The organism is Nocardia sp. CA-145437, assembly GCF_050956485.1.
Taxonomy (GTDB): Bacteria; Actinomycetota; Actinomycetes; order Mycobacteriales; family Mycobacteriaceae; genus Nocardia.
Genome location: NZ_CP191204.1, coordinates 3,388,946 through 3,411,597, shown reverse-complemented (window position 1 = coordinate 3,411,597; position 22,652 = coordinate 3,388,946). Strand labels below are relative to the sequence as shown.

General features: G+C 68.3%; 24 protein-coding genes. 17 read left to right on the top strand and 7 right to left on the bottom strand.

The window, feature by feature from the left end:
• Positions 1–457 precede the first annotated feature (457 nt).
• The gene (locus ACQPYY_RS15870) at positions 458–2,569 is read left to right on the top strand and encodes an ArnT family glycosyltransferase (RefSeq protein ID WP_433594309.1); all 2,112 of its coding nucleotides are present in this window, start codon (positions 458–460) and stop codon (positions 2,567–2,569) included.
• 12 nt (positions 2,570–2,581) lie between these two features.
• On the opposite strand, the gene ACQPYY_RS15865 is transcribed toward ACQPYY_RS15870, so the two are convergent.
• A complete protein-coding gene (locus ACQPYY_RS15865; protein WP_433594308.1) occupies positions 2,582–3,484 on the bottom strand; it encodes an oxygenase MpaB family protein in 903 nt (300 codons plus the stop codon).
• A gap of 259 nt (positions 3,485–3,743) precedes the next feature.
• On the opposite strand from ACQPYY_RS15865, the gene ACQPYY_RS15860 reads away from it, so the two are divergent.
• The 12 genes from ACQPYY_RS15860 to ACQPYY_RS15805 are packed head-to-tail and all read left to right on the top strand — an operon-like array spanning position 3,744 to position 14,708.
• The gene (locus ACQPYY_RS15860; protein ID WP_357082672.1) at positions 3,744–3,968 is read left to right on the top strand and encodes a hypothetical protein; all 225 of its coding nucleotides are present in this window, start codon (positions 3,744–3,746) and stop codon (positions 3,966–3,968) included.
• Complete coding sequence (locus ACQPYY_RS15855) at positions 3,969–4,157, top strand: hypothetical protein (RefSeq protein ID WP_433594307.1); 189 nt, start codon at positions 3,969–3,971, stop codon at positions 4,155–4,157.
• Positions 4,157–5,020 carry an MlaE family ABC transporter permease gene (locus tag ACQPYY_RS15850; RefSeq protein ID WP_379098520.1) on the top strand — a complete coding sequence of 288 codons (864 nt, stop codon included), beginning with the start codon at positions 4,157–4,159 and terminating at the stop codon, positions 5,018–5,020. The genes ACQPYY_RS15855 and ACQPYY_RS15850 overlap by 1 nt, the downstream gene beginning before the upstream one ends.
• Before the next feature lies 1 nt (position 5,021).
• On the top strand, positions 5,022–5,885 hold the full coding sequence (locus tag ACQPYY_RS15845) for an ABC transporter permease (RefSeq protein ID WP_379098517.1): 864 nt from the start codon (positions 5,022–5,024) through the stop codon (positions 5,883–5,885).
• An 8-nt stretch (positions 5,886–5,893) separates the two neighbouring features.
• Positions 5,894–7,297: an MlaD family protein gene (locus ACQPYY_RS15840; protein WP_433594306.1), complete on the top strand. Its 1,404-nt coding sequence runs from the start codon at positions 5,894–5,896 to the stop codon at positions 7,295–7,297.
• Complete coding sequence (locus tag ACQPYY_RS15835; RefSeq protein ID WP_433594305.1) at positions 7,294–8,316, top strand: MlaD family protein; 1,023 nt, start codon at positions 7,294–7,296, stop codon at positions 8,314–8,316. The genes ACQPYY_RS15840 and ACQPYY_RS15835 overlap by 4 nt, the downstream gene beginning before the upstream one ends.
• The gene (locus ACQPYY_RS15830) at positions 8,313–9,323 is read left to right on the top strand and encodes an MlaD family protein (protein ID WP_379098508.1); all 1,011 of its coding nucleotides are present in this window, start codon (positions 8,313–8,315) and stop codon (positions 9,321–9,323) included. The genes ACQPYY_RS15835 and ACQPYY_RS15830 overlap by 4 nt, the downstream gene beginning before the upstream one ends.
• A complete protein-coding gene (locus ACQPYY_RS15825; protein WP_433594304.1) occupies positions 9,323–10,429 on the top strand; it encodes an MCE family protein in 1,107 nt (368 codons plus the stop codon). The genes ACQPYY_RS15830 and ACQPYY_RS15825 overlap by 1 nt, the downstream gene beginning before the upstream one ends.
• A complete protein-coding gene (locus ACQPYY_RS15820) occupies positions 10,426–11,577 on the top strand; it encodes an MCE family protein (RefSeq protein ID WP_433594303.1) in 1,152 nt (383 codons plus the stop codon). Before ACQPYY_RS15825 ends, ACQPYY_RS15820 begins: the two co-directional genes overlap by 4 nt.
• A complete protein-coding gene (locus tag ACQPYY_RS15815) occupies positions 11,574–12,749 on the top strand; it encodes an MCE family protein (RefSeq protein ID WP_433594302.1) in 1,176 nt (391 codons plus the stop codon). The genes ACQPYY_RS15820 and ACQPYY_RS15815 overlap by 4 nt, the downstream gene beginning before the upstream one ends.
• Before the next feature lie 10 nt (positions 12,750–12,759).
• Positions 12,760–13,476 (top strand): hypothetical protein, encoded by a 717-nt coding sequence (locus ACQPYY_RS15810; RefSeq protein ID WP_433594301.1) that lies wholly within the window; start codon positions 12,760–12,762, stop codon positions 13,474–13,476.
• A complete protein-coding gene (locus ACQPYY_RS15805) occupies positions 13,473–14,708 on the top strand; it encodes a TetR/AcrR family transcriptional regulator (RefSeq protein WP_433594300.1) in 1,236 nt (411 codons plus the stop codon). The genes ACQPYY_RS15810 and ACQPYY_RS15805 overlap by 4 nt, the downstream gene beginning before the upstream one ends.
• Here ACQPYY_RS15805 and ACQPYY_RS15800 read toward each other — a convergent pair.
• A complete protein-coding gene (locus tag ACQPYY_RS15800) occupies positions 14,705–15,091 on the bottom strand; it encodes a VOC family protein (protein WP_433594299.1) in 387 nt (128 codons plus the stop codon). The genes ACQPYY_RS15805 and ACQPYY_RS15800 overlap by 4 nt on opposite strands.
• A gap of 63 nt (positions 15,092–15,154) precedes the next feature.
• Positions 15,155–15,283, bottom strand: a complete 129-nt coding sequence (locus tag ACQPYY_RS15795; protein WP_357287872.1) for a hypothetical protein — start codon at positions 15,281–15,283, stop codon at positions 15,155–15,157.
• Positions 15,284–15,451: 168 nt separating this feature from the next.
• On the opposite strand from ACQPYY_RS15795, the gene ACQPYY_RS15790 reads away from it, so the two are divergent.
• Both ACQPYY_RS15790 and ACQPYY_RS15785 read left to right on the top strand, forming a co-directional pair.
• Positions 15,452–15,847, top strand: a complete 396-nt coding sequence (locus ACQPYY_RS15790; protein WP_433594298.1) for a carboxymuconolactone decarboxylase family protein — start codon at positions 15,452–15,454, stop codon at positions 15,845–15,847.
• 31 nt (positions 15,848–15,878) lie between these two features.
• Positions 15,879–16,028, top strand: coding sequence for a hypothetical protein (locus tag ACQPYY_RS15785; RefSeq protein WP_433594297.1), 150 nt, complete (start codon positions 15,879–15,881; stop codon positions 16,026–16,028).
• A 101-nt stretch (positions 16,029–16,129) separates the two neighbouring features.
• Here ACQPYY_RS15785 and ACQPYY_RS15780 read toward each other — a convergent pair whose 3' ends face one another.
• The gene (locus ACQPYY_RS15780; protein ID WP_433594296.1) at positions 16,130–16,777 is read right to left on the bottom strand and encodes a maleylpyruvate isomerase family mycothiol-dependent enzyme; all 648 of its coding nucleotides are present in this window, start codon (positions 16,775–16,777) and stop codon (positions 16,130–16,132) included.
• A 65-nt stretch (positions 16,778–16,842) separates the two neighbouring features.
• Here ACQPYY_RS15780 and ACQPYY_RS15775 point away from each other — a divergent pair, with 65 nt between their 5' ends.
• On the top strand, positions 16,843–17,280 hold the full coding sequence (locus ACQPYY_RS15775; RefSeq protein ID WP_379098479.1) for a MarR family winged helix-turn-helix transcriptional regulator: 438 nt from the start codon (positions 16,843–16,845) through the stop codon (positions 17,278–17,280).
• Here ACQPYY_RS15775 and ACQPYY_RS15770 read toward each other — a convergent pair.
• The gene (locus tag ACQPYY_RS15770) at positions 17,271–18,068 is read right to left on the bottom strand and encodes a helix-turn-helix domain-containing protein (RefSeq protein WP_433594295.1); all 798 of its coding nucleotides are present in this window, start codon (positions 18,066–18,068) and stop codon (positions 17,271–17,273) included. The two genes, ACQPYY_RS15775 and ACQPYY_RS15770, sit on opposite strands and share 10 nt — an antisense overlap.
• 190 nt (positions 18,069–18,258) lie before the next feature.
• Here ACQPYY_RS15770 and ACQPYY_RS15765 point away from each other — a divergent pair, with 190 nt between their 5' ends.
• Positions 18,259–19,254: a terpene synthase family protein gene (locus ACQPYY_RS15765; RefSeq protein WP_433594294.1), complete on the top strand. Its 996-nt coding sequence runs from the start codon at positions 18,259–18,261 to the stop codon at positions 19,252–19,254.
• Here ACQPYY_RS15765 and ACQPYY_RS15760 read toward each other — a convergent pair.
• On the bottom strand, positions 19,251–20,258 hold the full coding sequence (locus ACQPYY_RS15760) for a helix-turn-helix transcriptional regulator (RefSeq protein WP_379098470.1): 1,008 nt from the start codon (positions 20,256–20,258) through the stop codon (positions 19,251–19,253). The genes ACQPYY_RS15765 and ACQPYY_RS15760 overlap by 4 nt on opposite strands.
• A 73-nt stretch (positions 20,259–20,331) precedes the next feature.
• Entirely contained in the window at positions 20,332–22,641 is a 2,310-nt protein-coding gene (locus ACQPYY_RS15755) for a serine/threonine-protein kinase (protein ID WP_433594293.1), read from the bottom strand.
• Between the last annotated feature and the right edge of the window lie 11 nt (positions 22,642–22,652).

The following is a 22,652-nucleotide window of genomic DNA, read 5'->3' as shown; positions in this document are numbered from 1 at the left end:
GCGCGAACCGCCCCGACAGTAGGCGCCGAACCTCCGGCGAACTCGAGAAGCCGCGTCGCCGCGCGCCGATTCCGGCCGGCACCGGCCCACGGCACCGATCCCGGCCACCACGAACCCCGACCCGCGCCAGGCGGCGGGCCGGATCGCATCGACCGGCGGCCGGGCGTGAGTGGTGGTCGACCGGCGACACCACGCCGCGGCCCACCAGCCAGACCTCTGGCACCGGTCGCCACCCGACGCGGGGATCCGTGTGGAGCGCCCCCCGGCCCACGCACCTCGTCGGTGCCAGAGCTGCGCACCACCATCGCTCGGCCTCGCAAGCCGCTGTCGCGAGTCCACACCGCGCTCCCAGCGGACTCCCAGATTCGCACGCCATTCGCCCCGAGCCGCGGCGAACAGGATCGGCTGCGACGACCGCGCCGCGATCACGGTGTCGCGGTGAGCGAAGGGACGGGATATGACATCGACAGTGTGGCGGCCGGAGGTGGCCGCGGCGGACCGACCGGATGGGGGCGAAGGCGGGCGGGGTGAAACACGGTTCGCCCGGCTGGTTTTCGGGCCGGTTGGACAACCCCGCTGGGCGCGGCCGGGTCTGCTCGGACTGCTCGCGGTGACCGCGGTGCTCTATGTGTGGGATCTGACGAACTCGGGTTGGGCCAATGAGTACTACTCGGCGGCCGCCCAGGCGGGGTCGCGGAGTTGGAAGGCGTTGCTGTTCGGGTCGTTCGACGCCGGGAACGCCATCACGGTGGACAAGCCGCCCGCGGCGCTGTGGGTGATGGGATTGTCCGGGAAGCTGCTCGGCTTCAGCCAGTGGTCCGTGCTGCTGCCGCAGGCCCTCATGGGTGTCGCGTCGGTCGGGCTGCTCGCGGCCACCGTGCGTCGCTCGAGCGGGCCGGGCGCCGGGCTGCTGGCCGGTGCGATCGCGGGTCTGACACCCGTGGCGGTGCTGGTCTTCCGCTTCGACAATCCGGACGCGCTGCTGGTGCTGCTGCTCGTCGCGGCCGCCTACTGCACGGTGCGCGCCATTCAGGCCACGGGCGACCGGGTGTGGTCCGCGCCGACGGGCTGGCTGATGCTCGCGGGCGCGGCGGTGGGGTTCGGCTTCCTCACCAAGATGATGCAGGCGTTCCTGATCCTGCCCGGGCTGGGCCTGGCCTTCCTGATCGCCGCGAACGGTCCACTGCGGCAGCGAATCCGGGCACTGATCCTGGCCTGCGTCGCCGTCATGGCATCGGCGGGGTGGTATATCGCCCTCGTGGATTGGTGGCCCGCGGATTCCCGGCCGTTCATCGGCGGCTCCACCGACAACAGCCTCTGGCAGCTGGCGGTCGGCTACAACGGCCTGGGCCGCATCTTCGGCGGCAGCGGCAATATGGGTTCCCATGGCCCCGGCGGCGACCTGCCCGAAGGCATGTCCGGATTCGCCGGGTTCAGCGGATCTTCGGGCATCACACGGCTTTTCAACTCGGCAATGGGCGGCGAGATCTCCTGGCTGCTCCCGGCCGCACTGATCGGGCCGGCCGCCGGGCTCTGGCTCACCCGCCGGGCGCCGCGCACCGACCGCACCCGGGCGGCCTTCGTCCTGTGGGGTGGCTGGCTGCTGATCACCGGAGCGACCTTCTCGTTCATGGGCGGCATCGTGCACCCGTACTACACCGTGGCCCTCGCCCCGGCGATCGGCGCGCTGGTCGCCGTGTCGGTGCGCGAATTGTGGTCGCGCGCGGCCCATCCCGCCGCGCGCCTGACCTTGGCGGTCATGGCGGCGGGCACCGGCGCGTGGTCGTTCGTGCTGCTGAACCGCACACCGGACTGGCTGCCGTGGCTGCGCTGGACAGTGCTGGCCGGTTCGATTCTGGTGGCGCTGGCCGTGGTCGCTGGTACCCGCGAGTCTCGCCGCTACGCCGCCGTCCTGGCTCTGGCGGGCGCGCTGTTCGGCCTCGGCGGCGCGAGCGCTTGGGCGGTCTCGACCGCAGCTCATCCGCACAGTGGCGGCAATCCGCTGTCCGGACCCGCCGCCAGCCAGAGTTTCGGCCCTGGCGGCGCTCCAGGCGGGGACGGCGAGCGCTTCACGCCACCGGGCGGCACGAGCGGCGCAGCGCCCGAAGGGGATCGGGCCGCCCCGAGCGGCGAGATCACGACCGGGCCGACCGACGTGATTCCGGTCCAGCAAGGCGGCACAGGCGACGGCGCGCCAGGCGACGGGCGCGGCCCGATGTTCGCGTCGGCGAACAATACCGAGCTGGTGGCCCTGCTCGAGCACACCGACGCTCGCTGGGCGGCCGCGACCATCGGGGCGGGTTCGGCTGCGAGCCTTGCCCTGAATTCCGGCAAGTCGGTCATGGCGATCGGCGGCTTCACCGGTAGTGACGACTCCCCCACCCTGGCGCGGTTCCAGACCTATGTGTCCGCCGGTCAGGTTCGCTACTTCATCGACGGCGGAATGGTCATGGGCGGCAACGCCGATTCGAGCGGCTCCCAGATCTCGGACTGGGTGAAGTCCCACTTCACCGCGCTCACCGTCGGCGGCAGCACCGTGTACGACCTGTCCCGGCCGGTCACCGCCTGAGCGACCGGGCGATCAGATCAACGCCTTGTGCACCCGCAGCCGACGGCGCACGTTCGCCATCATGCTCCGGGTGCCCGCGTTGCGAATGAATCGGGGAATGAAACGGTTCACGAAGCCCACGAACACGAACAGGTGCTCGAAGCGACGCTGGTCGGCGGCCGACCAGTTCACGCCGAGCTGCTCACGGAAGTACGGGGGCAGGTAGCCGACGGTGAGGAAGCGCAGCAGACCGCCGAAGATCACCCGCAGATACCAGTGGATCATGCGCAGGTGCAGCAGGTCGTCGATGAAGGCGCGGATCTTCTCGTCGGCCGCCACCTGCTCGCACGCGCGCACCCAGTACTCGTCGAATTCGGCGCGGGTGGCGGGCCACATCTCGTCGGTGACCTGGAGGGTGGTGCCCAGGGGCGCGGAGGTGGAGTAGAACGCCTCGGCCTGTTCGGGATTCATCTTCCCGTTGAGCAGCTGATACGAGTCCTCGAAGCCGATGTAAAGGCAGGCCGCGACCCACAGTTGCAGGTCGCGGTCGAAGGCGTTGTAGCGGACCGCGGCCCCGGGTTCGGACTTCACCTGGCGGTGGGCGACATTGACCGCCTCCCGGAAGGCGACCTTCTCCTCGGGCGTGCCGAGGATGGCGACCGCGAGATAGGACGCGGTGGTGCGCAACCGTTTCCACGGATGCACCATGAGCGCCCCGGAGTGCACCTTGCTGTCGGCCACGCCGTGCCCGACGCCGGGTCGCGCCATCTGCATGGCGACATTGGCGGCCGCGCCGGAGAACTGCCAGAAGTCCAGCGCGTCCTCGAGTTTCGGCGGGCGTTTGGTGTCGGCGCGGTGCACGCCGGGGATGTGGATGCGGGTCTGCTCGAGGGTGAGGGTGGCGTCGCCGGCCGGCTGCGGTGCCGCGATGGTCATGGATCTCCTTCGATCGGGCGCGGGCTATGTTACCGAGGATTCCGCAGCGCGGTCTCGGATTCAAGAGGGGAATAGAAAGTAACTTAAGGCCGCCCGTGTTACCGCATTACCGCTGCGTGAGACGTTGCATCTTCCCAATCCCATCCCCGAAGAAGATCTCTCGATTCTCTTCCATTCGCGAGAATCATGAGTAACATACGTCGCTGCGGCAGCTCGTGCACAGAGGCGCGGGGCGGGGACGTGAGAGGACGTTCGCAAGATGCTGAAACGGTTGGATCGCATACTGGGCTACGAGATGAAGGTGTCCGAATTCCTCGGGACGCTGATCATTCTGGCCATTCCCTACGGGCTGGTGGGGGTGGTGTGGACGCTCACCCACACCGCACATCTGAAGCAGTTGCACGGCCTCGACGTGATCATCTCGTTCCTCGGATCGATCGTGTGCTGGCCGGTGCTCACCTTCTCGAATGTGTGCATGACGTAGATGATGGTTCTGGTCTGGCTCATCGACATCCTGGTAATCGGGATCAAGATTCTCGGTGGGCGTATGCGAGTGAATCCCGTTCTGCGCGTGGGCCTGTGGGTGGCCGTGCTGTGCACCGTGGCCGCCGGTCTCTCGGTGGCCGGGTATCTGCTGATGCTGTTGCAGAGCTACCTCGAGGACATGGCCTGATGACGACACTCGAAAAACCTTCCGGCGCACCGGAACCCTCCGAACTGGAGCGGATCGGCCGGAGCGCCCGCCGGTTGTGGCGCGATCATCCGCAGCGGTCCCTGGAAACCCTGGGGCGGCAGGTCGATCTGGGCCGGGACGCGCTGCGTCAGCTGGTGGTGTCGATCCTGTCGCGGCGGTTCCCGTACCGCGAGTTCATCAAACAGTGCGCGTTCATGACGAGCGTGTCGGCCGCGCCGACGGTGCTGGTGGCCATCCCCATCGCGGTGGTGGTGTCGATCCAGGTGGGCGCGTTGGTGAATCAGGTCGGCGCGACCACCTTCATCGGCGCGGTGGCCGGACTCGGCATCATCCGCCAGGGCGCGCCGCTGGTCACCTCGCTCATGATCGCGGGCGCGGTCGGCTCGGCCATCACCGCCGACCTGGGCTCGCGCACGATCCGCGAGGAGATCGACGCCATGATGGTGATGGGCGTCGACCCGGTGCGGCGGCTGGTCGCGCCGCGGCTGGCGGCGGCGGTGCTGGTGAGCATGCTGCTGTGCGGCTTCATCGTGTTCGTGGGCTTCGCGACGGCCTACATGTTCAACGTCTACGCCCAGTCGGGGACGCCGGGCTCGTTCATCGGCTCGTTCGCGTCCTTCGCGGTGGCCAACGACCTGGTGATCGCGGTGCTCAAGGCCGCCATCTTCGGGCTGCTGACCGCGGTGATCGCCTGCGATATCGGCCTGCACGCGCACGGCGGCCCGGGCGGGGTGGCCAATGCGGTGAACTCGGCGGTGGTGAGCTCGGCGCTCATGCTGTTCGCCACCAATATCGCGCTCACCCAGCTCTACAACACGCTGCTGCCGACGAAGGTGGTGTGAGATGGGCAGTCCCTACACTCCCCCGGCGCTCAAACCGGTTCGCCTGGCCGCGAACGTGGTGTCGGCGCCGGTGCAGGCCAATCAGCGCCTGGGGCATCAGGTCATCACCTTCTTCCAGGCCCTGATCGCGATTCCGTTCGTGCTCAAGCACTATCGCCAGGAGGTGCTGCGCCTGACCGCCGATGTCGGCTGGGGCAACGGGTCCCTGGTGGTGGGCGGCGGCACCATCGGCGTGGTGGTGGCGTTGTGCGGGTTCGGCGGCATCACCGTCGGCATGGAGTCGTTCACGGCGTTGAACCTGCTCACCATGAGCCCGCTCACCGGCGCGATCTCCGGTTTCGCGACCACCCGGGAGCTGGCCCCGATCATCGCGACCCTGGCGTTCGCGATCCAGGCCGGGTGCCGGTTCACCGCGCAGTTGGGCGCCATGCGCATCTCCGAGGAGATCGACGCGCTGGAATCCATTGCCATCCGCCCGCTTCCGTACCTGATCAGCACCCGCATGATCGCCTCCACGCTGACCATCGTCCCGCTCTACAGCGTGGGCCTGGCGGTGGCGTACCTGGCGACCAAGCTGTCGGTGCTGATCCTGGGCGGCACCACCGCCGGCACCTACGACCACTACTTCTTCCAGTTCCTGCTGGGACCGGACGTGTTCTGGTCGCTGCTCAAGGTCATGGTGTTCGTGATGATCTCGACGTTCATCCAGTGCTACTACGGCTTCGTCGCCACCGGCGGGCCCGAGGGCGTCGGGGTGGCGGCCGGGCGCGCCATCAAGATGGTCATCGTCGTCATGGTCTTCGTCAATCTCTTTCTGACCCTTGCGATCTGGGGCATCGACCCCGGCTTCCGCATCTCGGGATAGGTGTATCGATGATTCTCGATCCCAGCGGGCGGGGCCCCACGGCCCGCCACCTCACGCTGGCCGGACTCGCGCTGCTCACCACGGTGGCGCTGCTGCTGTATCTGCTGGCCCTGCGCTACAACGGCCGCTTCGAGGACAAGGTCCCGGTCACCGCGGCGCTCACCAGCACCGGCGACGGGCTGCCCGCCCACGCCGACGTCAAGTTCCGCGGCATGATCGTCGGCCGCGTCGAGGACGTCACCGTGGTGGCCAAGGGCGAGCGGCAGGAAGCCGCCATCGCACTGAAACCGGTGGTGGCGAACACGATTCCGGCGAATGTGGCGGCACGGGTGATCCCGAACAATATCTTCGGGGTGACCGCGGTCGAACTGGTCGACACCACGCCCACCACGGACACGCTGCGCGCGGGCGCGACCATTCCGGAGGACACCAGCACCGCGACGGTCCAGTTGCAGAGCACCCTCAATGTGCTGCGCGCCGTGCTGAACAATATTCAGCCCGAGAAGCTGGGCCGGGTGCTGTCGACGCTGGCGGCGGCGCTGGATCCGTCGGCCCGGGTGCCCGGGTCCACGGTGGAGCGGCTCGACCGCTGGGTCACCGAGATGCGCGGGATCGAAGGCGTCGGCGATCTGCTCGGCAATCTGGGCCGGGCGGCGACCGCGTTGAGCGAGTCCGCCCCGGATCTGGTGGGGACCCTGGCCAAGTCGGTGACCACCGCGGGCACCCTCACCGAGCAGCGGGCGGCGCTGGTCAGCCTGCTGACCAATGGCGGCAGCGCGGTGGACACGGTGAACGGGCTCTTCGCCCGCAATCCCGATTCCGGCAAGTTCCTGGTGTCGGGCCTGAACCAGCTCTTCGGCAGTCTGGCCCAGGACCCGCAGGCGATTCCGTTCGCCATCGCCAATCTCAATACCGCCCTGCAGCGGTTGCAGGGCGTCTTCACCTTCGGGCCCAAGAAGCAGATGGTGTGGCGGATGGACGTGACGTTCACGCCGTTCCAGCAGTACACGGCGGCGGACTGCCCCCGCTACGGGGAGCTCGCGGGACCACGCTGCGGCGGGTCGACAGTGCCGGATACCGCTCCGGCGCAACAGTTCCCGCAGCAGCAGCTGCCCACCTGGCTCGATGCCGCCGGTCCCGCGCCGACACCGGCGGCCACACCCGCGATTCCGGGTCTGCCTGCCATTCCCGGTCTTCCGTCGATTCCGGGACTGCCCGCGATTCCCGGGCTCACGGCGCCGGCCGGCGCGACCCAGCCCGCACCCCAGGCCGTTCAGCCCGCCGGCTTGCGCGGCAGCGACGCGGTCGCCGCGATCGTCGGCCATCGGCCGGACGCGGCTCAGCTGCTGTTGCTGACTCCTCTGCTCGCGGGCGGCGCCCTGGTCCCGGCCGAGACGGGAGGCGCGTCGTGAAGTCCGGAAAAGCCTTGGCGGGCTTCGGCCTGTTCGCGGCGGTCGCGGTCCTGCTCACCTACACGATGTGGTCCACCCTGCAACGTTCGGTGCCCGGCTCCACCAACTCCTACTCCGCCGTGTTCTCCGATGTCCTGGGCCTGCGGGTCGGCGACGACATCCGGATGGCGGGCGTGCGCGTCGGCCGGGTCGACAAGATCGATTTCACCGACGGCTACCGCGCTCGGGTCGACTTCCGCATCGAGGCCGAGCAGCATCCGACGACCTCGACGAAAGCCCTGGTGCGCTACCAGAACCTGATCGGGCAGCGCTATATCGCGCTGCTGCCGGGCAAGGAGGCGGGCGTACCGCTGCCCGACGGCGGTCGGATTCCGCTCGACCGGACCGAGCCGTCCTTCGATGTCTCGTCCCTGCTGTCTGGCTTCGAGCCGCTGTTCAGCGTGCTGCAACCCGATCAGGTGAACTCGCTGTCGGAGACCCTGATCCAGGCGTTGCAGGGCAATGGCGTCTCGTTGAGCGCCCTGGTGACGCAGGCCGCGCAGCTGGCCGGAACCTTCGGGCAGCGCGACGAGATCCTGGGCCAGGTGGTCGGCAATCTCAGCAGCGTCATCTCCGGCCTCGCCCACCGCAGCAATGAGCTCGAAACCCTGATCACCCAGGCGCGAGCGCTCACCGATGCGCTGTACGCGCAGGGCGGCACGCTGAAATCGTCCGTGGAACGCGTTGCGACCGCGACGGATTCACTGGTGGGCATCCTGGCCCAGGTGAAGCCCGGCGCGGCCCGCGCGCAGACCGACGCCAGTGCCGGTGTCGCGTTGCTGCTGCTCAATGGCGCGTCGCTGGACAAGGCGGCCGTCGAACTGCCCGACGTCCTCAATGGCGTCGCGCGGTTCAGCAGCTACGGCGCCTACGGCAACGCGTACCTGTGCAGCCTGGACGTCTCATTATGGGGCGTGCTGCTGCCACCGGGCCTGTTCAACCAGATCGGCGGCCAATCACATTCGGAGGTGTGCCGATGAGGCGGCTTCGCTACCCGGGCTTCCTGGCCAACCGGCCGCTGCGGCTGGGTCTGTTCGCGTCCGGATTCGTGGTGGCGCTGCTGGCCGGATCCACCCTGATCGAGCAGGCGCACGTGGGCGACAAGACCATTCACGCCGAGTTCGCCCAGGCCGCCGGGTTGCGGCCGGGCGCGACAGTGGATGTCTCCGGCATCGAGGTCGGTCAGGTCGGCACCGTGAAGCTGGACAACGGCAAGGTGCTGGTGGACATGAAGGTGCGGCGCGAGATCACGCTCGGTGACGATGCCCGCGCCGCCATCAAGATGTCCACCATCCTGGGCCGCCTGCACGTGGAGCTCACCCCCGGCAGCGGACGGACCCTGCTCGGCGACCGGATCAAGCTCGACCACACCTCGGTGCCCTACAACCTGGGCAAGGTGGTGCAGGATCCGCAGTACAAGAACGCCTTCGAACGCGTCGAGAAGCTGGATCCGCAGAAGCTGCGCAGTGCCTTGGACCTGGTGGACCAGCAGATGGGCAACTCCCCCGAGCTGACCGTGCAGGCTCTCGACAGCGTGGGCGCGCTCGCCAAGGTGATCAACGATCGCCGCGACGAGGTGGACACCTTGTTGAAGGGCATGGACACGGTCTCGCAGCTGGCCTCGGACAACCAGAACAGCGTGCTCATGCTGCTGACCCGCGGCGAGGCCATCGGCAGCGCGGTGCAGAAGCGGCAGGCGCTGCTGAAACAGCTGCTCGACAATGTGGCTTCGCTGTCGAAGCTGTTGCAGCAGATGGGACTCGAGAACAACAACCAGCTCGGGCCGCTCATCACCGACCTGAACACCATGTCGGCGGGCCTGGACAAGAACAAGGACAACCTGGCCCGGCTGTACCAGATCATGCCGGTGACCTTGCGGCAATTCAACAATGTGCTCGGCGACGGGCCGTACGGAAACGTGTACGCGCCGTGGCTGTTCCCGGACAACTGGCTGTGCTTCGCGCAGGCCGTGCAGGGGTGCAAGTGATGCGATCACGCAGACGATTCCGGCTGGCCGCGGTGTGCGGCGCGCTGCTGCTCACCTCGGCGTGCGGGCTGTTGCCCGATTCGATCGGCTCGCTGCCCCAGGAGTATCTGGGCGCGCGCATGAAGGTCACCGCGGATTTCGAGAGCGTCGCGGGCCTGTACGCGGGCAATGAGGTGGCGGTGCTGGGGGTTCCGATCGGGACCGTCGAAACCGTCACGCCCAAGGGCAGTTACGTCCAGGTCACCATGTCGTTGGACAAGGACGTCAAGATTCCCGCGGATGCCATTGCGGCGCTGGTGAATCCACAGTTGATCACGAATCGTCACGTGGAGTTGGCTCCGGCCTACACCGGTGACGGTCCGACCCTCGCCGACGGCGCCTATATTCCGTTGCAGCGCACCCGCGTTCCGGTCGAGCTGGATCGGATCCTGGCCACCTTCTCCCAGCTCGGCGATGCGCTCAAAGGTGACAACACCACCGGGCCGATGGCCAGCCGGGTGCTGTTCCCGCTGCTCAACGGCAATGGCGACAAACTGCGCCAGACCCTGGACCAGCTGTCGGGCGCGTTCGAGGTGACCTTCGCCAACAAGGACCAGATCTCCAACACCATCGTCAAACTCAATGACATCACCCAGGTCATCGCCGCCAACGATCAGACGGTGCGCGACTTCAGCGGCCGGCTCACCGACCTGGTGAACCTGATGGGCGAGCAGGCTCCCGGCATCGACGCGGTGCTCCGCCAGCTCGACGACTTCGTCACCAATACCGCGACCCTGGTGGGGCAGAACAAGGATCAGCTGGCTGGGGCGCTGACCCGCTTCGTGGCCATCACCGATCAGATGCGCGCCAATGCCCGCGGCCTCACCGAGATCGTGGACGTCGGTCCGCTCATGTTCCAGAACCTGGCCAATGCCACCAGCACCGAACATCAGGCGCTGCGGCTGCATGGCCTGCTGGACAAGTCGGTGCTCGACGGCGAGATCCTGTCCACCTTCTGCGAGCGCATCCAGATGCGGCTGGACGGCTGCCGCACCGGCAAGGTGGCCGACTTCGGACCCGACTTCGGCATCACCGCCGCACTACTGGGGATCACGAATCTGAAATGACACTACGCACAACGGCTCTCGGCGGAGTCCTGACCGCCGCCACGCTGCTCACCGCCACCGGGTGCGCGGTCACCGTGGACAGCCTCCCCCTGCCCAAACCCGGTCTGGGCGCACCCGGTTACACCGTGCACGCGTCCTTCGCCGACGCGCTGAACCTGCCCGACCACGCGCACGTCAAGATCGGCGGCACCGATATCGGGGTGGTCACGAAGATCGCGACCACCAACTTCCTGGCCGACGTGCGCATGCTGATCCGCGAGGACATCCGGCTGCCGCGCGGCACGACGGTCGAACTGCGCCAGGCCACCCCGCTCGGCGACATGTTCGTGGCCATGACGCTGCCGTCGGCCGCCGACGCCGGGGACCCGCTGCGCGACGGCGACACCATCGGCACCGACCACACCGCGGCGGGCGCCTCGGTGGAGCAGCTCATGATGTCGATCTCGCTGCTGCTCAACGGCGGCGGCATCAATCAGGCCGCCAAGATCACCGGCGAGATGAACTCGATGTTCGGCGGACGCGCGCCTGAACTCTCACATCTGATCACCGAGATGACCGCCGCCATCGGCGCGCTCAACGCCCGCACCGGCGATATCGACTCCGTCCTCGGCGGGATGAACTCGCTCTCGGGTGAGTTGGCCCGGCGCAAGGAGCAACTCGGCGCGGCCGCGGACACCTTCCCGGCGCTGATCGGACTGCTGACGGAGAACAATCAGCAGATCGTGGACCTGCTGACCAAGGTAGCGACCACCACCGACGCGCTCGGCGACTTCGCCACCACCACCGGCGGCGACTTCGTGGGACTGTTCAACAGCATTCAGGCCCTGATGTCCGGCTTCGCGCAGAGCGATCAGCTGACCGGGGCGCTGGATGGGCTGCACGCCATCTATCCGTCGCTGATGGCCAGCCTGCGCGGGCCCGCTCTCGCGGTGGCGGCGACGGTGTCGTACCTGAGTGTGGGCGCGCTGACCGATCCGCACGGTAGCCGGTGGCCGGAACTCGGTGACGCCGGGCAGTTCATCGGCAGCCTGACGCAGGTCCTGGAGAAGGTGTTCGGCCGGCTCACCAGCCCGCCGCGACCGCCCGGCGTGCAGCCGGGTCAGCCCGAGACCCAGCCCGTGCAGCCGGAGCAGGGAGGGGATCGATGAATCCGCCGCTGTGGCGCTGGGTGGTCCAGCGCCGGATCGCCATCGCCAATCTCGGGCTGATCGTGGTGCTGATCCTCGGGTCGGGCTATATCGGCGGTTATGTGCTGCGGTTCAATCCGATTCCGCACACCTATACCGTGACCGTGGAACTGGTGTCCTCGGGCGGGCTGCTGCCCGGCAATGACGTGACGTTCCGGGGCAGCCGGGTCGGCAAGGTCAGCGACGTGCACGTCGCCGGGGACGGGGTGGCCGCGGTCGCCGAGATCGACGACAGTGCCCGGATTCCGCTGGGCGGGACCGTGGCCGTGGGTCGGCTCTCGGCGGCCGGGGAACAGTATCTCGACTTCCGTCCCGACTCCGACACCGGGCCTTACCTGCACGACGGGTCACTCGTGGAGCGGGCGCGCACCAGCGTGCCGGTGCAGATCCAGTCGGTGTTCAGCAATCTCGGCGACCTGGTCGGCGGCATGAACCCGGATCGGCTCACCGTGATCGTCGACGAGCTGGACAAAGCCCTCGCCGGCGGACCGGATCGGTTGCGCAACATGATCTCCGGGCTGAGCCGGGCCATGGCGGGCCTCACCGACCTGCTGCCGCAGACCCGGCAGCTGATCGAGAATCTCGAGGTCATCGCCGGCACCACCCAGCACGCGCAGCCCGACCTGGGCACCCTGACCAAGGCGGGCAGCGTGCTGTTCGACCAGTTCGCCTCCGCCGACCAGGAATTGCGCACACTGCTCCGGCAGGGTCCCGGTCAGCTGGCCACCCTCACCGGGTTCATCTCCGAAACCCAGGACCCCATCACGAATCTGGTGACCAACTTCGTGGCCGTCACCCGCGCGGCCAAGCTGCGCGCTCCCGCCATCGCCGCGCTCTTCCCGGCTCTGCGCGCCGGATCGCAGGCGCTCGGCGTGCCCGCGCACGACGGCGCGTACAACACCCTGGTCGATCCATGGCCCCGGCCCAGCTGCGACTACCAGACCATCCCGGTGGTACCGACCGATATCCAGGCCGACAACCGGGTGCGGCTCTACAACTACTGCGTCACCAGCGATCCGGCCCTGCAGGTCCGCGGGTCGGCCAACGCGCCGCGACCCGATGTGCCCGACAACGGCGCCACCACACCGCCGGGGGCCACCGGCAACGAAATGTCCCAGCCTGTCCCCCGTTAGGAGACTTCCCATGAGCGACAACACCATCGAGCAGCACCCGGACGAGACCTCCGACCCCGAGGCGACCCCGGCCGTGCCCGTCGATCTCGACAAGACCGACACCGCGGCCGCCGAGATCGCGGAGCCCGAGACCGCCGCGGCCGTCGCGGACACCGCCGCCCCGACATCGACCGGGCGCACGTGGAAGTCACGCCTGCGCACGACGTCGCTGCCCACGCTGGGCCCACGCGGCCGCATCGCCGCCTGCGCCGCGGTGGTGCTCGCACTGGCGGCGTCGATCGGGTCCAGCATCGTGCTCTACCGGCACGATGCCGAGCAGAAGGACCTGCTCGCCGCCCAGGAACAGGCCCGGGCCGCGGCCTGCGCGTACGCGCCGATACTGGCCACCTACGACGCCAAGAACCTCGACGCCTACTTCACCGGCGTCCTCGACGGCGCGACCGGCGAGTGGCGCAAGCAATTCGACGCCACCAGCAAGGATCTGCGCGACGTGCTCACCCAGGGTCAGGTCGTGTCCAAGGCCACCGACGTGCAGTGCGCGGTCCGCAATACCGAACGCGACTCCGCCGAAGCCATCGTGGTGATCGGCCAGACCATCACCAGCCTCGGCACCCAGGGCAAGCCCGCCCCCGGCCAGCTGTCGATGGTGATGCGGCTGCAACGGTCCGGCGACCGGTGGCTGGTGAACAAGGTGAATTCGCCGCTGGCGCAACAGCCGCAGTCGTGAACCGGGCGAGGACGCCCGCCCCCGAGCCGGGCGCGCGGGCGGTTCGGCGGCGGCCGAAGAACCGGCGCGCCCAGATCGCGGCGGTATCGGCCGCGGAATTCGCGGCGCAGGGCTACCACCGGGTGAGCATGGACGACATCGCCGCCCGGCTCGGCATCACCTCCACCGCGCTGTACCGGCACTATCCGAGCAAGTACGCGCTGTTCGCGGGTGAGCTGCTGCGACTGGGCGAGGTGACGGTGGCGGCGGTGAGCCTGCCCGAGGTGGCGGCGGGCTGGCCCGCGCGGCGGCGGCTCGGGTACGGGATCGACGGGATCATCGCGGAGACCATCGTGAACCGGACGACGGTCGGGCTGGCCCGGTGGGAGCACCGCTACCTCGACGACCCCGACAAGCGCACTGTGGACCAGCATTTCAGCACCGCCCTCACCGACCTCAGCGCCCTCATCGACGCGGTCCGGCCCGGCCTGTCCGCCCGCGAACTACGGGTGCGGGCCATCGGGGTCTTCAGCACGGTGAGCTGCCTCGGCGACCACCGGGTCGTACTCGCCTCCAAAACCCTTGCCGTCCTGCTGAATACGGCCTGCTGGGCGATCATCGCCGCCGACCTGCCCGAGCCCGCCCAGCCGCCGCCCGCCCCGCGCGCGGTGGAGACGCCGCTCTCGCTCACACACGAACTGCTGCTGCAGCGGGCGGTGCGGCTGTTCTACGAGCGCGGCTATCCGAATGTCAGCGTCGAGGACATCGCGATCGCCGCGGGCCTGCCCTCCACCTCCGCGGTGTACCGCTACTACCGCGGCAAGAGCGATCTGCTCGAGGCCGCCTTCCGCCGCGCCGCCGACCGTATGTCGGCCGTCATCGCCCCCACCCTGGCCGAATCCTCGGGCCCCGCGGAGGCTTTGGCCAAGCTCATCGACATGTACGTGGCCGGAGCCTTCGACGAACGCGAACTGATCTTCGTGTACTTCGCCGAATTCGGCCACGTCCCCGACGACGAGCGCGCGACCCTGCGAGTGGTGCAGCGCATGGTGGTCACCGAATGGGCGGCCCTGCTGACCCGCGTCCGCCCCGGCCTCAGCCCCGCCGAGGCGGCCGTCCTGGTGCACGCCGCCCTCGGCCTGGTGGTGGACTACGCCCGCGTCTTCGGCGACGACGAGCGAATCTATCCGCGCCAGTGGGTGATTCGCCTCATGGAGGCCGTCCTGTTCGGTCCGGCCGAGGTCCGGAACTAGGCCGGAGTGACGATCTGGATCAGATTGCCGCAGGTGTCGTCGAACACCGCGGTGGTCACCGGGCCCGCCTCCACCGGCTGCTGGGTGAACTTCACCCCGAGCCCGCTCAATCGCTCGAATTCGGCCCGCACATCCGCCACCTGGAAGGAGGCCGCAGGAATTCCGTCACCGACGAGAGCGTCCTTGTACGGCTTCACCGCCGGATGCCCGTCGGGCTCGAGCAACAATTCCGCCCCCTGCGGGTCCTCCGGCGACACCACGGTCAGCCATCGGGCCGCGCCCAGCGGAATGTCGTGCTTCTTCTCGAAGCCGAGCACCCCGCTGTAGAAGTCGAGCGCCTTCTGCTGGTCGTCCACGAAAACACTGGTGATGTAGATCCGCATGGCTCCTACCCTTCCTGTGCGCCGGCCGCGTGGCGACCGGATTCGTGAGAGTCCCTCGTCCGGCTAGTTGGCGACGTGCTCGCCGTCGCACCACTGCTCGGCCGGAACAGCCGCCTTGACCTGGTCGATGTGGTCGCCACACCCTGCCCAGGTGATCTTGCCGCAGGTCTGGCAGGGGGTCGGTTGACACATGGTTGCTCCTCGGGCCGACCGGATGGGTTCGGGTGGATGGTATCGGGTTCGCGGCCCGGTTCGTGGTGTCGGGCCCGGCCGGGACCACACCCCAGAATACCCCCTGGGGTATGCTACGGTGATTGACATACCCGGAGGGGTATCTGTGAAGCAGCCGAAGGAGTAGGCATGTCCGCACCGCACGAGACCACGCAGGCGTCGCCGCACGGAAAGGCCGTGCTCAACGAGCTGTCGCCGTTACACCGGGAGCTGCGGCGTGCGATTCCCGAGGTGTACAAGGGTTTCGGCGAGCTCAGCAAGGCGGCATTCGCACCGGGTGCGCTCGATCGCAAGACCAAGGAGCTGATCGCGCTGGCCATCGGCGTCGTCGAGGGCTGCGACGGGTGCATCGCCTCGCACGGACAGGCGGCCGCGCGGGCCGGGGCGACCAAGCAGGAGGCCGCCGAGGCGATCGGCGTGACGTTCCTGATGCACGGTGGTCCGGCCACGATCCACGGCGCGCGGGCCTACGACGCGTTCTGCGAATTCGCCGACGCCATCGCCTCCGGCGAAGCACCCGCCTGAGAACTCGGAGGACTCTCGAATGTGTCGAGCGATGCGGTGCCGGACCTGCGGCAAGACCACCTGGACCGGATGCGGGGCGCACATCGCCGAGGTACGCGCCCGGGTTCCGGCCGGGCAATGGTGCGCGGGGCACGAGCGGGCCGCCGAGGGCGGCTGGATTCGGCGGATCCTCGGCCGGTGACGGTACCGGTACACCGGTGATGACGCCGCCGTTCCGGTGACGACAGCGTCGTGCCGGCCCGCGATCCCCTCCGCCACGGGCCGGCACGACGGATCGGGCAATCAGGCCAGCTGGCGCGCCAGGCGCGGAATACCCTCTCCCGCAACCTGATCCAGCGCCGCGGTGCGGCCGGTGACCAGGAGCAGCAGGGCGAGGATCGGTCCCGCTATCTCACTGCCGGCGCCGTGGGTCCAGTCGACGTCGGTGGCGACGAGCCGGATTCCGTCCAGGCGGTGGCGATCCCAGACCGGCCACCCGCACGCGGCGGCGGTGCCGGCTCCGGCGGCGGCCGCCCCGGCATCGACGTCGAGGACCCGGCCCAGCGGGATCGCGATGTCCTGTCCGTGAACGATGGTGTCGAACAGGATGTTTCGATAGTTCGTGAGTTTCGGCAGCCGACGCGAGGCGGCATGATCGCGGAGCTCGCGCACCAGTTCCGAGGTCGGCCGTTGCGCGTGCCGGGTGGTCAGGTCGTCGATCATCCGGTTGTAGTCGCCGCGGACGCGGAGCGCCGTGCGCAGCAGCACGCCAGGAGAGGGCGGATTCGGCGTCGCGGCGATATGCGCGGCGACCTCGCGCACGCGCCAGCCCGCGCACAGCGACGGCGTCTCCCATTCGGAGGGCGTCAGATCCTCGAGCAGGGCGGCGATGGCCCGGCGCTGCTGTTCGATGTGCCGCCAACTGTTCTCACGGTCCATGGCGTTCCCCATGCCTCCGATTAGTCAGATACACTGACTAGTATGGTCAGCGTCTCTTACCAAGTCAAGGAGCGGGGATGTCCGGCGGCGAGCTGAATGCCGGGCTGCTCATGTTCATCGCGTACCGGGCCATGGAGGACCGCATCTTCACCGCGCTCGCCGAGGCCGGGTACGCGGATATCAGCGTGGCGCAGGGCAGACTGGCGGCCCGGATCGCGGCCGAGGGGTCGCGCATCACCGAGCTGGCCCAGCAGGCGCAGGTGACCAAGCAGACCGCCGGGTTCCTGGTCGATCAGCTCGAACGCGCCGGGTACGTCGAGCGCACGCCGGATCCACGCGACGGCCGCGCCCGCCTGGTCCGGCTCACCGCCCGTGGCCGCGCGCTGGCCGAGTACTCCAACACCATCGCCGACGCGGTCGACGCCGAATGGGCCGCACACCTGGGCGAACGCCGCATGCGCGCGCTGCGCGAAGCCCTCACGCGGCTGCGCGACATCACCGACCCCTACGCCTGACCCTCGCCCGGGCTCCGCAGCCCGATGAAGATCTGCATGCGCCCGGGGTAGGCCGTGCTGTTGACATTGAACAGCTGCCCGACGATCCGAACCGTCGCACCGTCGCCGTCGCGCAACCGGATGACCGGACGGGCGCGCTCGTAGCGGGCGGTGGTGTCCGACCAGATCTCCAGGAAGAGCGGGAACCGGGCCAGTTCCTGCAACAGGTCGTCGAACCAGCTGGTGTCGCCGTGCTGGGCGATGTAGCCGTGCAGCCACTGGATGGAGATCCGTAGCTCCTGCTCCCATTCGGCCAGCGCGTGCCGCGCGCGCGGATCATCGAGCATCCAGCGCAGCAGATTGCCGTCCTCGGTCAGTCCCGGGAAGCCCGCGGCGAAGCTGTCGTTCCACATCAGGATGTTCAGTCGGGTATCGACATAGGCGGCCAGGTGCGGCTCGTACAAGGCCAGCGCCTGCGGAATACCGCGCCCGAGATCGGCGCGCAGGTCATCGGTCGAGGGCTGCTCCACCGGACCGAGTCCGGCCAGATCCGATAGTTGCCGGAATTCCTCCGGGGCCAGTGCCGCCAGGCGATCGAGATAGCGCATCAACGCCGTCACCACTTCCCGGGTGGGCCGCTCGCGTTCGCCCTTCTCCAGGTGATTCACATAGCTGGCGCTGACCCCCGAATTGAAGGCCAGCCGCTCCCGCGACACGCCGCGCGCATCGCGCAGCCGTCGCAATACCGACCCGAACGTGGGCGCGTTGGGAAGCCCCTCCCCCGCCCCCTCGGTATCGAACTCCTCCATCGCCGCCTCTCCCACGCGCGAACCGTCCGGTGTGCTGATTCTTCCATTCCCCCCAATCAGCGCGTGCCCCAGGGGAAAGTGGGCGATACTGGACGAATCGGGCGTGATCGGATGGCGGGGAACCGGCTCGCACTCCAGGGTCGGCGGATGAGGCCACGCGGATTCGCGCTCGCCGAAGGAGCTGTGCCCCATGGTTTCCGAGCGAATCATCCTTCCCGACTTCTACATGCCGTATCGGCCGGAAGGAACCAATCCCAGAGCCAGAGCCGCCGAATCCAAGATGTGGGAATGGCTGGTCAACCTGGATCTCGTTCCCGAGGAGTTGTCCCGACGCAGAGTGGCGGGTTCCCGCCCCGTCGAGATGTATTCGATGTGGTGCCCCGACGCCGACGTCGAATCGCTCGCACTGCTCGCCGAATTCACGGCGTGGGCGTTTATCGTGGACGACCAGTTCGATATCGAAATGCCCGACCCGCGACGATGTTTGGCCACCATTCAACGTCTGGAGACAGGCTTTCACCTCGACGGCACACCGTCCGGCGTGCTGGCGACCGGCTTCCAGGACCTGTGGCGCAGACTGTGCCGCGGCCGCTCACCACAGTGGCGACACGCGGTGCGCGCCGAGATCGTCGAGTGGTGGTGGAGCTACTACACCGAGAGCATCCGCACCATCACCCGTGACCTGCCGAAACTCGACGAATACCGCACCCACCGCCAGATCTCGGTCGCCATCTACATGCTGCTGGATCTGAGCGAGATCACCTACGGGATCGATCTACCCGACGCGGTTCGGCAGCTGCCGGCCATGAAGACCCTGCGCGCGGCGGTCACCGAGCACATGGGGTTGATCAACGACGTGCATTCCCTGCCCGCGGACGAGGCGGTCGGTTACGCCTACAACGCGGTGCTGCTGGCCGAATATCACCTCGGCTGCACCAGGACTCACGCCCTGCGCGTGGTCAACGAGATGCTGACCGATTGCATTCTGCGGATCGGCCGGATGGAGGAAGCCCTGGCCGAGGAACTCGACGTGCTCGGCATCACGGGGCAGGCCCGCGCCGACACCCTGCACACGCTGGAGGATTATCGCCGATACGTGCGCGCGAACTTCGACTTCCACTACCGCGCACCGCGTTACACCAGCCCGCCGATCGAGGCGCTGGCACACGGGCAGCTGCTGTCCTAGTCCGCGGCCGGACGGCTCTCGCGCCGGGCGCCGGAGGCGTCGATGGCGTACTGGGAGCGGAATTCGCCAGGCGTCATACCGGTTTCGAGCTGGAACGCGCGGTAGAAGTGCCGGTCGGAGGCGAAACCCGAGGCGGCTGCGATGGAGTTGAGGGAACGGGTCGGCTCCGACCGCAGCTGCCGCCGGGCGTGCTCGATGCGCATGCGCCGAATCAGCGCGCCCGGGCCGCCCAGCCCTTCGCACATGCGGAACAGGGTGCGCCGGGATACCAGGCAGGCCTTGGCGATCTCGTCGACGGTGAGGTCGGGATCGGTGAACCGTTTTCGTAGGTAGGCCATCATCTGCTGGCGGGTGTAGAGCGAATCCGCGGGCGCCGGTGAGGCTTTCCCGACCGCGAGCAACAGCGCCGAGGCCAGCATGCCGGTGGTTTGCCCGTCGAAGGCGAGGTTCGCGCGCTCGGCTTCCTCATTGGTCAGTTCGGCCATGTCGCGGAAGAAGCGGGTGACCACGCCCATGGCGCCGTCGGCGGGAATCGGCACGGCGAAAGGCAATTCGTCGCGCGCCAGCCCGGCGTAGTCGAGCACCGGCTGCAACGGCGCGCGCAGCAGCGTCGACATCGCATTGTCGGTGGTGCGGCTGAGCAGCGGCTGCGCGCTGTCGTAGAAGGCGATGGACCCGGCCACCGATTCCGCGGTCCGCCCCTGCTGCTCTGTCCAATTCGTCCCTTCCAGCACGATATTGGCGAGCAGGAACTCCCCTTGCGACCGCGAGACCATCCGTTGCGTCCGGTTCACCTGCTGTGCGCTGGCCCGCATGAGCGCCACCGACACTCGATCGAACTGGGTGCTGGTGATCTTGCCGTTCCAGCACCCGTCGTGTAGCGGCGATATCGCTGAAGGCACGATGGCATCCGCCATCAATGCTTCCCACTGCTCGAAGGCATCACGCGGCTTCAGCGTCGAGGACGAGCGCACCTCGACTGTCACGGAGGCGGTTTGCTCCACGTCCGCATCTTCCCACCGCATGTGCCCGCGCGGGACTGGATTCTGAGGAATAGCGAGACCCGGAGTCGTTCGATCACCGCCGATCAGAGCTGGAACGCAAGGGTTTCGGTATGTGCGGGGCCGTCAGGACGACACTGGATGTCGTCGCCACCCGTTCGAGCGCCTCGAGGTCCTTCTCGATGACGCCGTACAGCAGATACGCGAGCACGAAACCGATGATGCCGCCGACGCACAGGATCCGCACCGCCCAGATGATGGACTCGATATCCACCCCGGGCAGGAACGTGACCCCGGTGACGCCGACCAGCGGCACCGCGGCCGCCACGGTCAGATAGAAACCGGTGCGCCCGGCGAGCCGGTGCAGGTGGTCGATATCGGCGGCGTCGGACCGTCCGTGTTCCAGGAACACCGGGTACAGGCAGCGCACCACGTACCAGGTGAGCCCGAAGTACGGATACGCCACGGCCATCGCGCCGCACACCACGACCGACAGCAGGAAGTGCACGTAGGTGGAGGACGGCACGCCCCCGGCGATCAGGTTCAGCAGGACCGGGAACACGATCCCGCCGAGCACCCAGAACACGAAGGCGATCCACACCACCCGGGGACCGAGCCGGAGCGCATCGATGCGTGCGCGGGTGAGCGTCTCATCGGTGAAGTCCCAGCCGATACGCAGGCCGACGAGCACCAGGACGAGGCGGCGCGCGGCGAAGAGAATCAGGACCGCGGCGACCACGATGGCGAGCGGATACAGCACCAGCGCAACGTATTCGAAGGTGTGCCGAGCCTGCGGCGTGAGCTTACCGACGATCAGAGTCCTGCTGTAGTAATAGTTGTATCCGACCGCGATCAGGTTCGGTATGGCGATCGCCAGCGCGAGGATCGGGATCGCCCACAGTGGTGCGGTCGGCAGCCAGCGGCGCTGTGGCGCGTCCACCAGCTCCCGGGCCCGGGGGTCGAGGCACAGTTCGAATTGCTGAGCCAGCTCCGCGCCATTGGCCCAGCGGTCCTCCCGTTTCGGCGCCAGGCAGGTCAGCAGCACGCGGCGCAGCGAGGGCGGAGTGTCCACGGGGAGGTCGTCGAGGAATTCCGGTGCGATCGGACGGCGACGCACCTCGAGCAGTTGCTCGACCGCGGCCTGCGAATCCTTCGCCTCGAGCTCGGGAAACGGCCGCCGCCCGGTCAGCAGCTCCCACAGCACGACGCCGAGCGAATAGATGTCGCTGCGCGTGTCCAGGTTCTCGACGGTGCCGGGCAGAGCCGGGTGGCTGGCCGCGAGATGCTCCGGCGACATGTAGGCCAGGGATCCACCGAAGTACGCGACCGGGCTGCTGCCGGCGACGTGGTCGCTCGCGCTGATGTTGAAGTCGGCCAGTTTCGGGACGCCGTCGGCGGTGAGCAGCACGTTCGCCGGTTTGATGTCGCGGTGCAGGACACCGCGCCCCTCGGCGTAGTCCAGGGCCTCGGCGAGCCTGCGACCGAGCCAGGCCACCGTCTCCGGCCACGACAGCGCGGCGATCTCGTCGCGCACCCGGGCGCCCGAGGTTCGCAACTCGCCCTTTTGTTCCAGCGCCGCGTCGGCGGCGTCGAGCAGCAGTTGTCCGCCGCGTTGTTCCGGCGGGGTCTCGCGAACGCGGTGCAGGACCGCGGACAGCGTGCCGCCGGGCAGGTACTGCATGTACATGAGTTTCAGCGCGCGGTCCGCCAGCACCCGCTGGTCGTAGACGCGCACGATGTATTCGTGGTCCAGCTGGGCCAGCATCTGCGGTTCGGTGCCGTGGTCGGTGGAGACCTTCACCGCGACGAGTCGCTGCATCGAGAGTTGCCGTGCCAGAAAGACTCTCGCGAACGCGCCGCGGCCCAGTTCCAGGAGGAGATCGAAGTCGTCGATGCGGTCGCCGGGTTCGAGTTCCTCACTCGCGACCGGCGGGCCGGTCCGATCGACGAGGGTGCTCTCGTAAGGGTCGTCCGGCCGCAGGATCGCGTCGATCCGGTCGGCGTACGCGGGATAGTCCCGCGCGTACTCGGCGACGTCGATCCGGACGCCGGCGCGGCGCAGAATATGGAACTCCTCGTAGAGCAATTGCCGCGGCATCGGTCCGGACGCCAGTTCCGGAAACCGGGCGCGATATTCGGCGAGCCGCTTCGGGTGCTCGTAGCGCAGCCATCGGTATTTCAGATCCACCTTGATCAGTGCGATCAGCGAGGCCCGGCGGGCGGTGTCACCGGTCAGCGCGAATTTCGCCAGATCGGGGGGCAGGCCACCGGATTCCCATGCGGCCGTGAACTCCTCGACCGCGTCGACGAGCCGCAGCAGAGTACTCGCGGCACGATCGGCCAGCGGATCGAATACCGCGGTTGCGTTCGCGTTCGGCTCGGTCATGGCGGTCACTC

Bases quoted from the DNA above. Each gene is read 5' to 3' on its own strand.
- ACQPYY_RS15775 (WP_379098479.1), top strand. From the start codon at position 16,843: ATGTCCGGCGGCGAGCTGAATGCCGGGCTGCTCATGTTCATCGCGTAC.
- ACQPYY_RS15870 (WP_433594309.1), top strand. From the start codon at position 458: ATGACATCGACAGTGTGGCGGCCGGAGGTGGCCGCGGCGGACCGACCG.
- ACQPYY_RS15850 (WP_379098520.1), top strand. From the start codon at position 4,157: ATGACGACACTCGAAAAACCTTCCGGCGCACCGGAACCCTCCGAACTG.
- ACQPYY_RS15830 (WP_379098508.1), top strand. From the start codon at position 8,313: ATGAGGCGGCTTCGCTACCCGGGCTTCCTGGCCAACCGGCCGCTGCGG.
- ACQPYY_RS15825 (WP_433594304.1), top strand. From the start codon at position 9,323: ATGCGATCACGCAGACGATTCCGGCTGGCCGCGGTGTGCGGCGCGCTG.
- ACQPYY_RS15840 (WP_433594306.1), top strand. From the start codon at position 5,894: ATGATTCTCGATCCCAGCGGGCGGGGCCCCACGGCCCGCCACCTCACG.
- ACQPYY_RS15815 (WP_433594302.1), top strand. From the start codon at position 11,574: ATGAATCCGCCGCTGTGGCGCTGGGTGGTCCAGCGCCGGATCGCCATC.
- ACQPYY_RS15765 (WP_433594294.1), top strand. From the start codon at position 18,259: ATGGTTTCCGAGCGAATCATCCTTCCCGACTTCTACATGCCGTATCGG.
- ACQPYY_RS15810 (WP_433594301.1), top strand. From the start codon at position 12,760: ATGAGCGACAACACCATCGAGCAGCACCCGGACGAGACCTCCGACCCC.
- ACQPYY_RS15845 (WP_379098517.1), top strand. From the start codon at position 5,022: ATGGGCAGTCCCTACACTCCCCCGGCGCTCAAACCGGTTCGCCTGGCC.
- ACQPYY_RS15795 (WP_357287872.1), bottom strand. From the start codon at position 15,283: ATGTGTCAACCGACCCCCTGCCAGACCTGCGGCAAGATCACCTGGGCA.
- ACQPYY_RS15790 (WP_433594298.1), top strand. From the start codon at position 15,452: ATGTCCGCACCGCACGAGACCACGCAGGCGTCGCCGCACGGAAAGGCC.
- ACQPYY_RS15755 (WP_433594293.1), bottom strand. From the start codon at position 22,641: ATGACCGAGCCGAACGCGAACGCAACCGCGGTATTCGATCCGCTGGCC.
- ACQPYY_RS15785 (WP_433594297.1), top strand. From the start codon at position 15,879: ATGCGGTGCCGGACCTGCGGCAAGACCACCTGGACCGGATGCGGGGCG.
- ACQPYY_RS15800 (WP_433594299.1), bottom strand. From the start codon at position 15,091: ATGCGGATCTACATCACCAGTGTTTTCGTGGACGACCAGCAGAAGGCG.
- ACQPYY_RS15860 (WP_357082672.1), top strand. From the start codon at position 3,744: ATGCTGAAACGGTTGGATCGCATACTGGGCTACGAGATGAAGGTGTCC.
- ACQPYY_RS15855 (WP_433594307.1), top strand. From the start codon at position 3,969: ATGATGGTTCTGGTCTGGCTCATCGACATCCTGGTAATCGGGATCAAG.
- ACQPYY_RS15770 (WP_433594295.1), bottom strand. From the start codon at position 18,068: ATGGAGGAGTTCGATACCGAGGGGGCGGGGGAGGGGCTTCCCAACGCG.
- ACQPYY_RS15820 (WP_433594303.1), top strand. From the start codon at position 10,426: ATGACACTACGCACAACGGCTCTCGGCGGAGTCCTGACCGCCGCCACG.
- ACQPYY_RS15865 (WP_433594308.1), bottom strand. From the start codon at position 3,484: ATGACCATCGCGGCACCGCAGCCGGCCGGCGACGCCACCCTCACCCTC.
- ACQPYY_RS15780 (WP_433594296.1), bottom strand. From the start codon at position 16,777: ATGGGGAACGCCATGGACCGTGAGAACAGTTGGCGGCACATCGAACAG.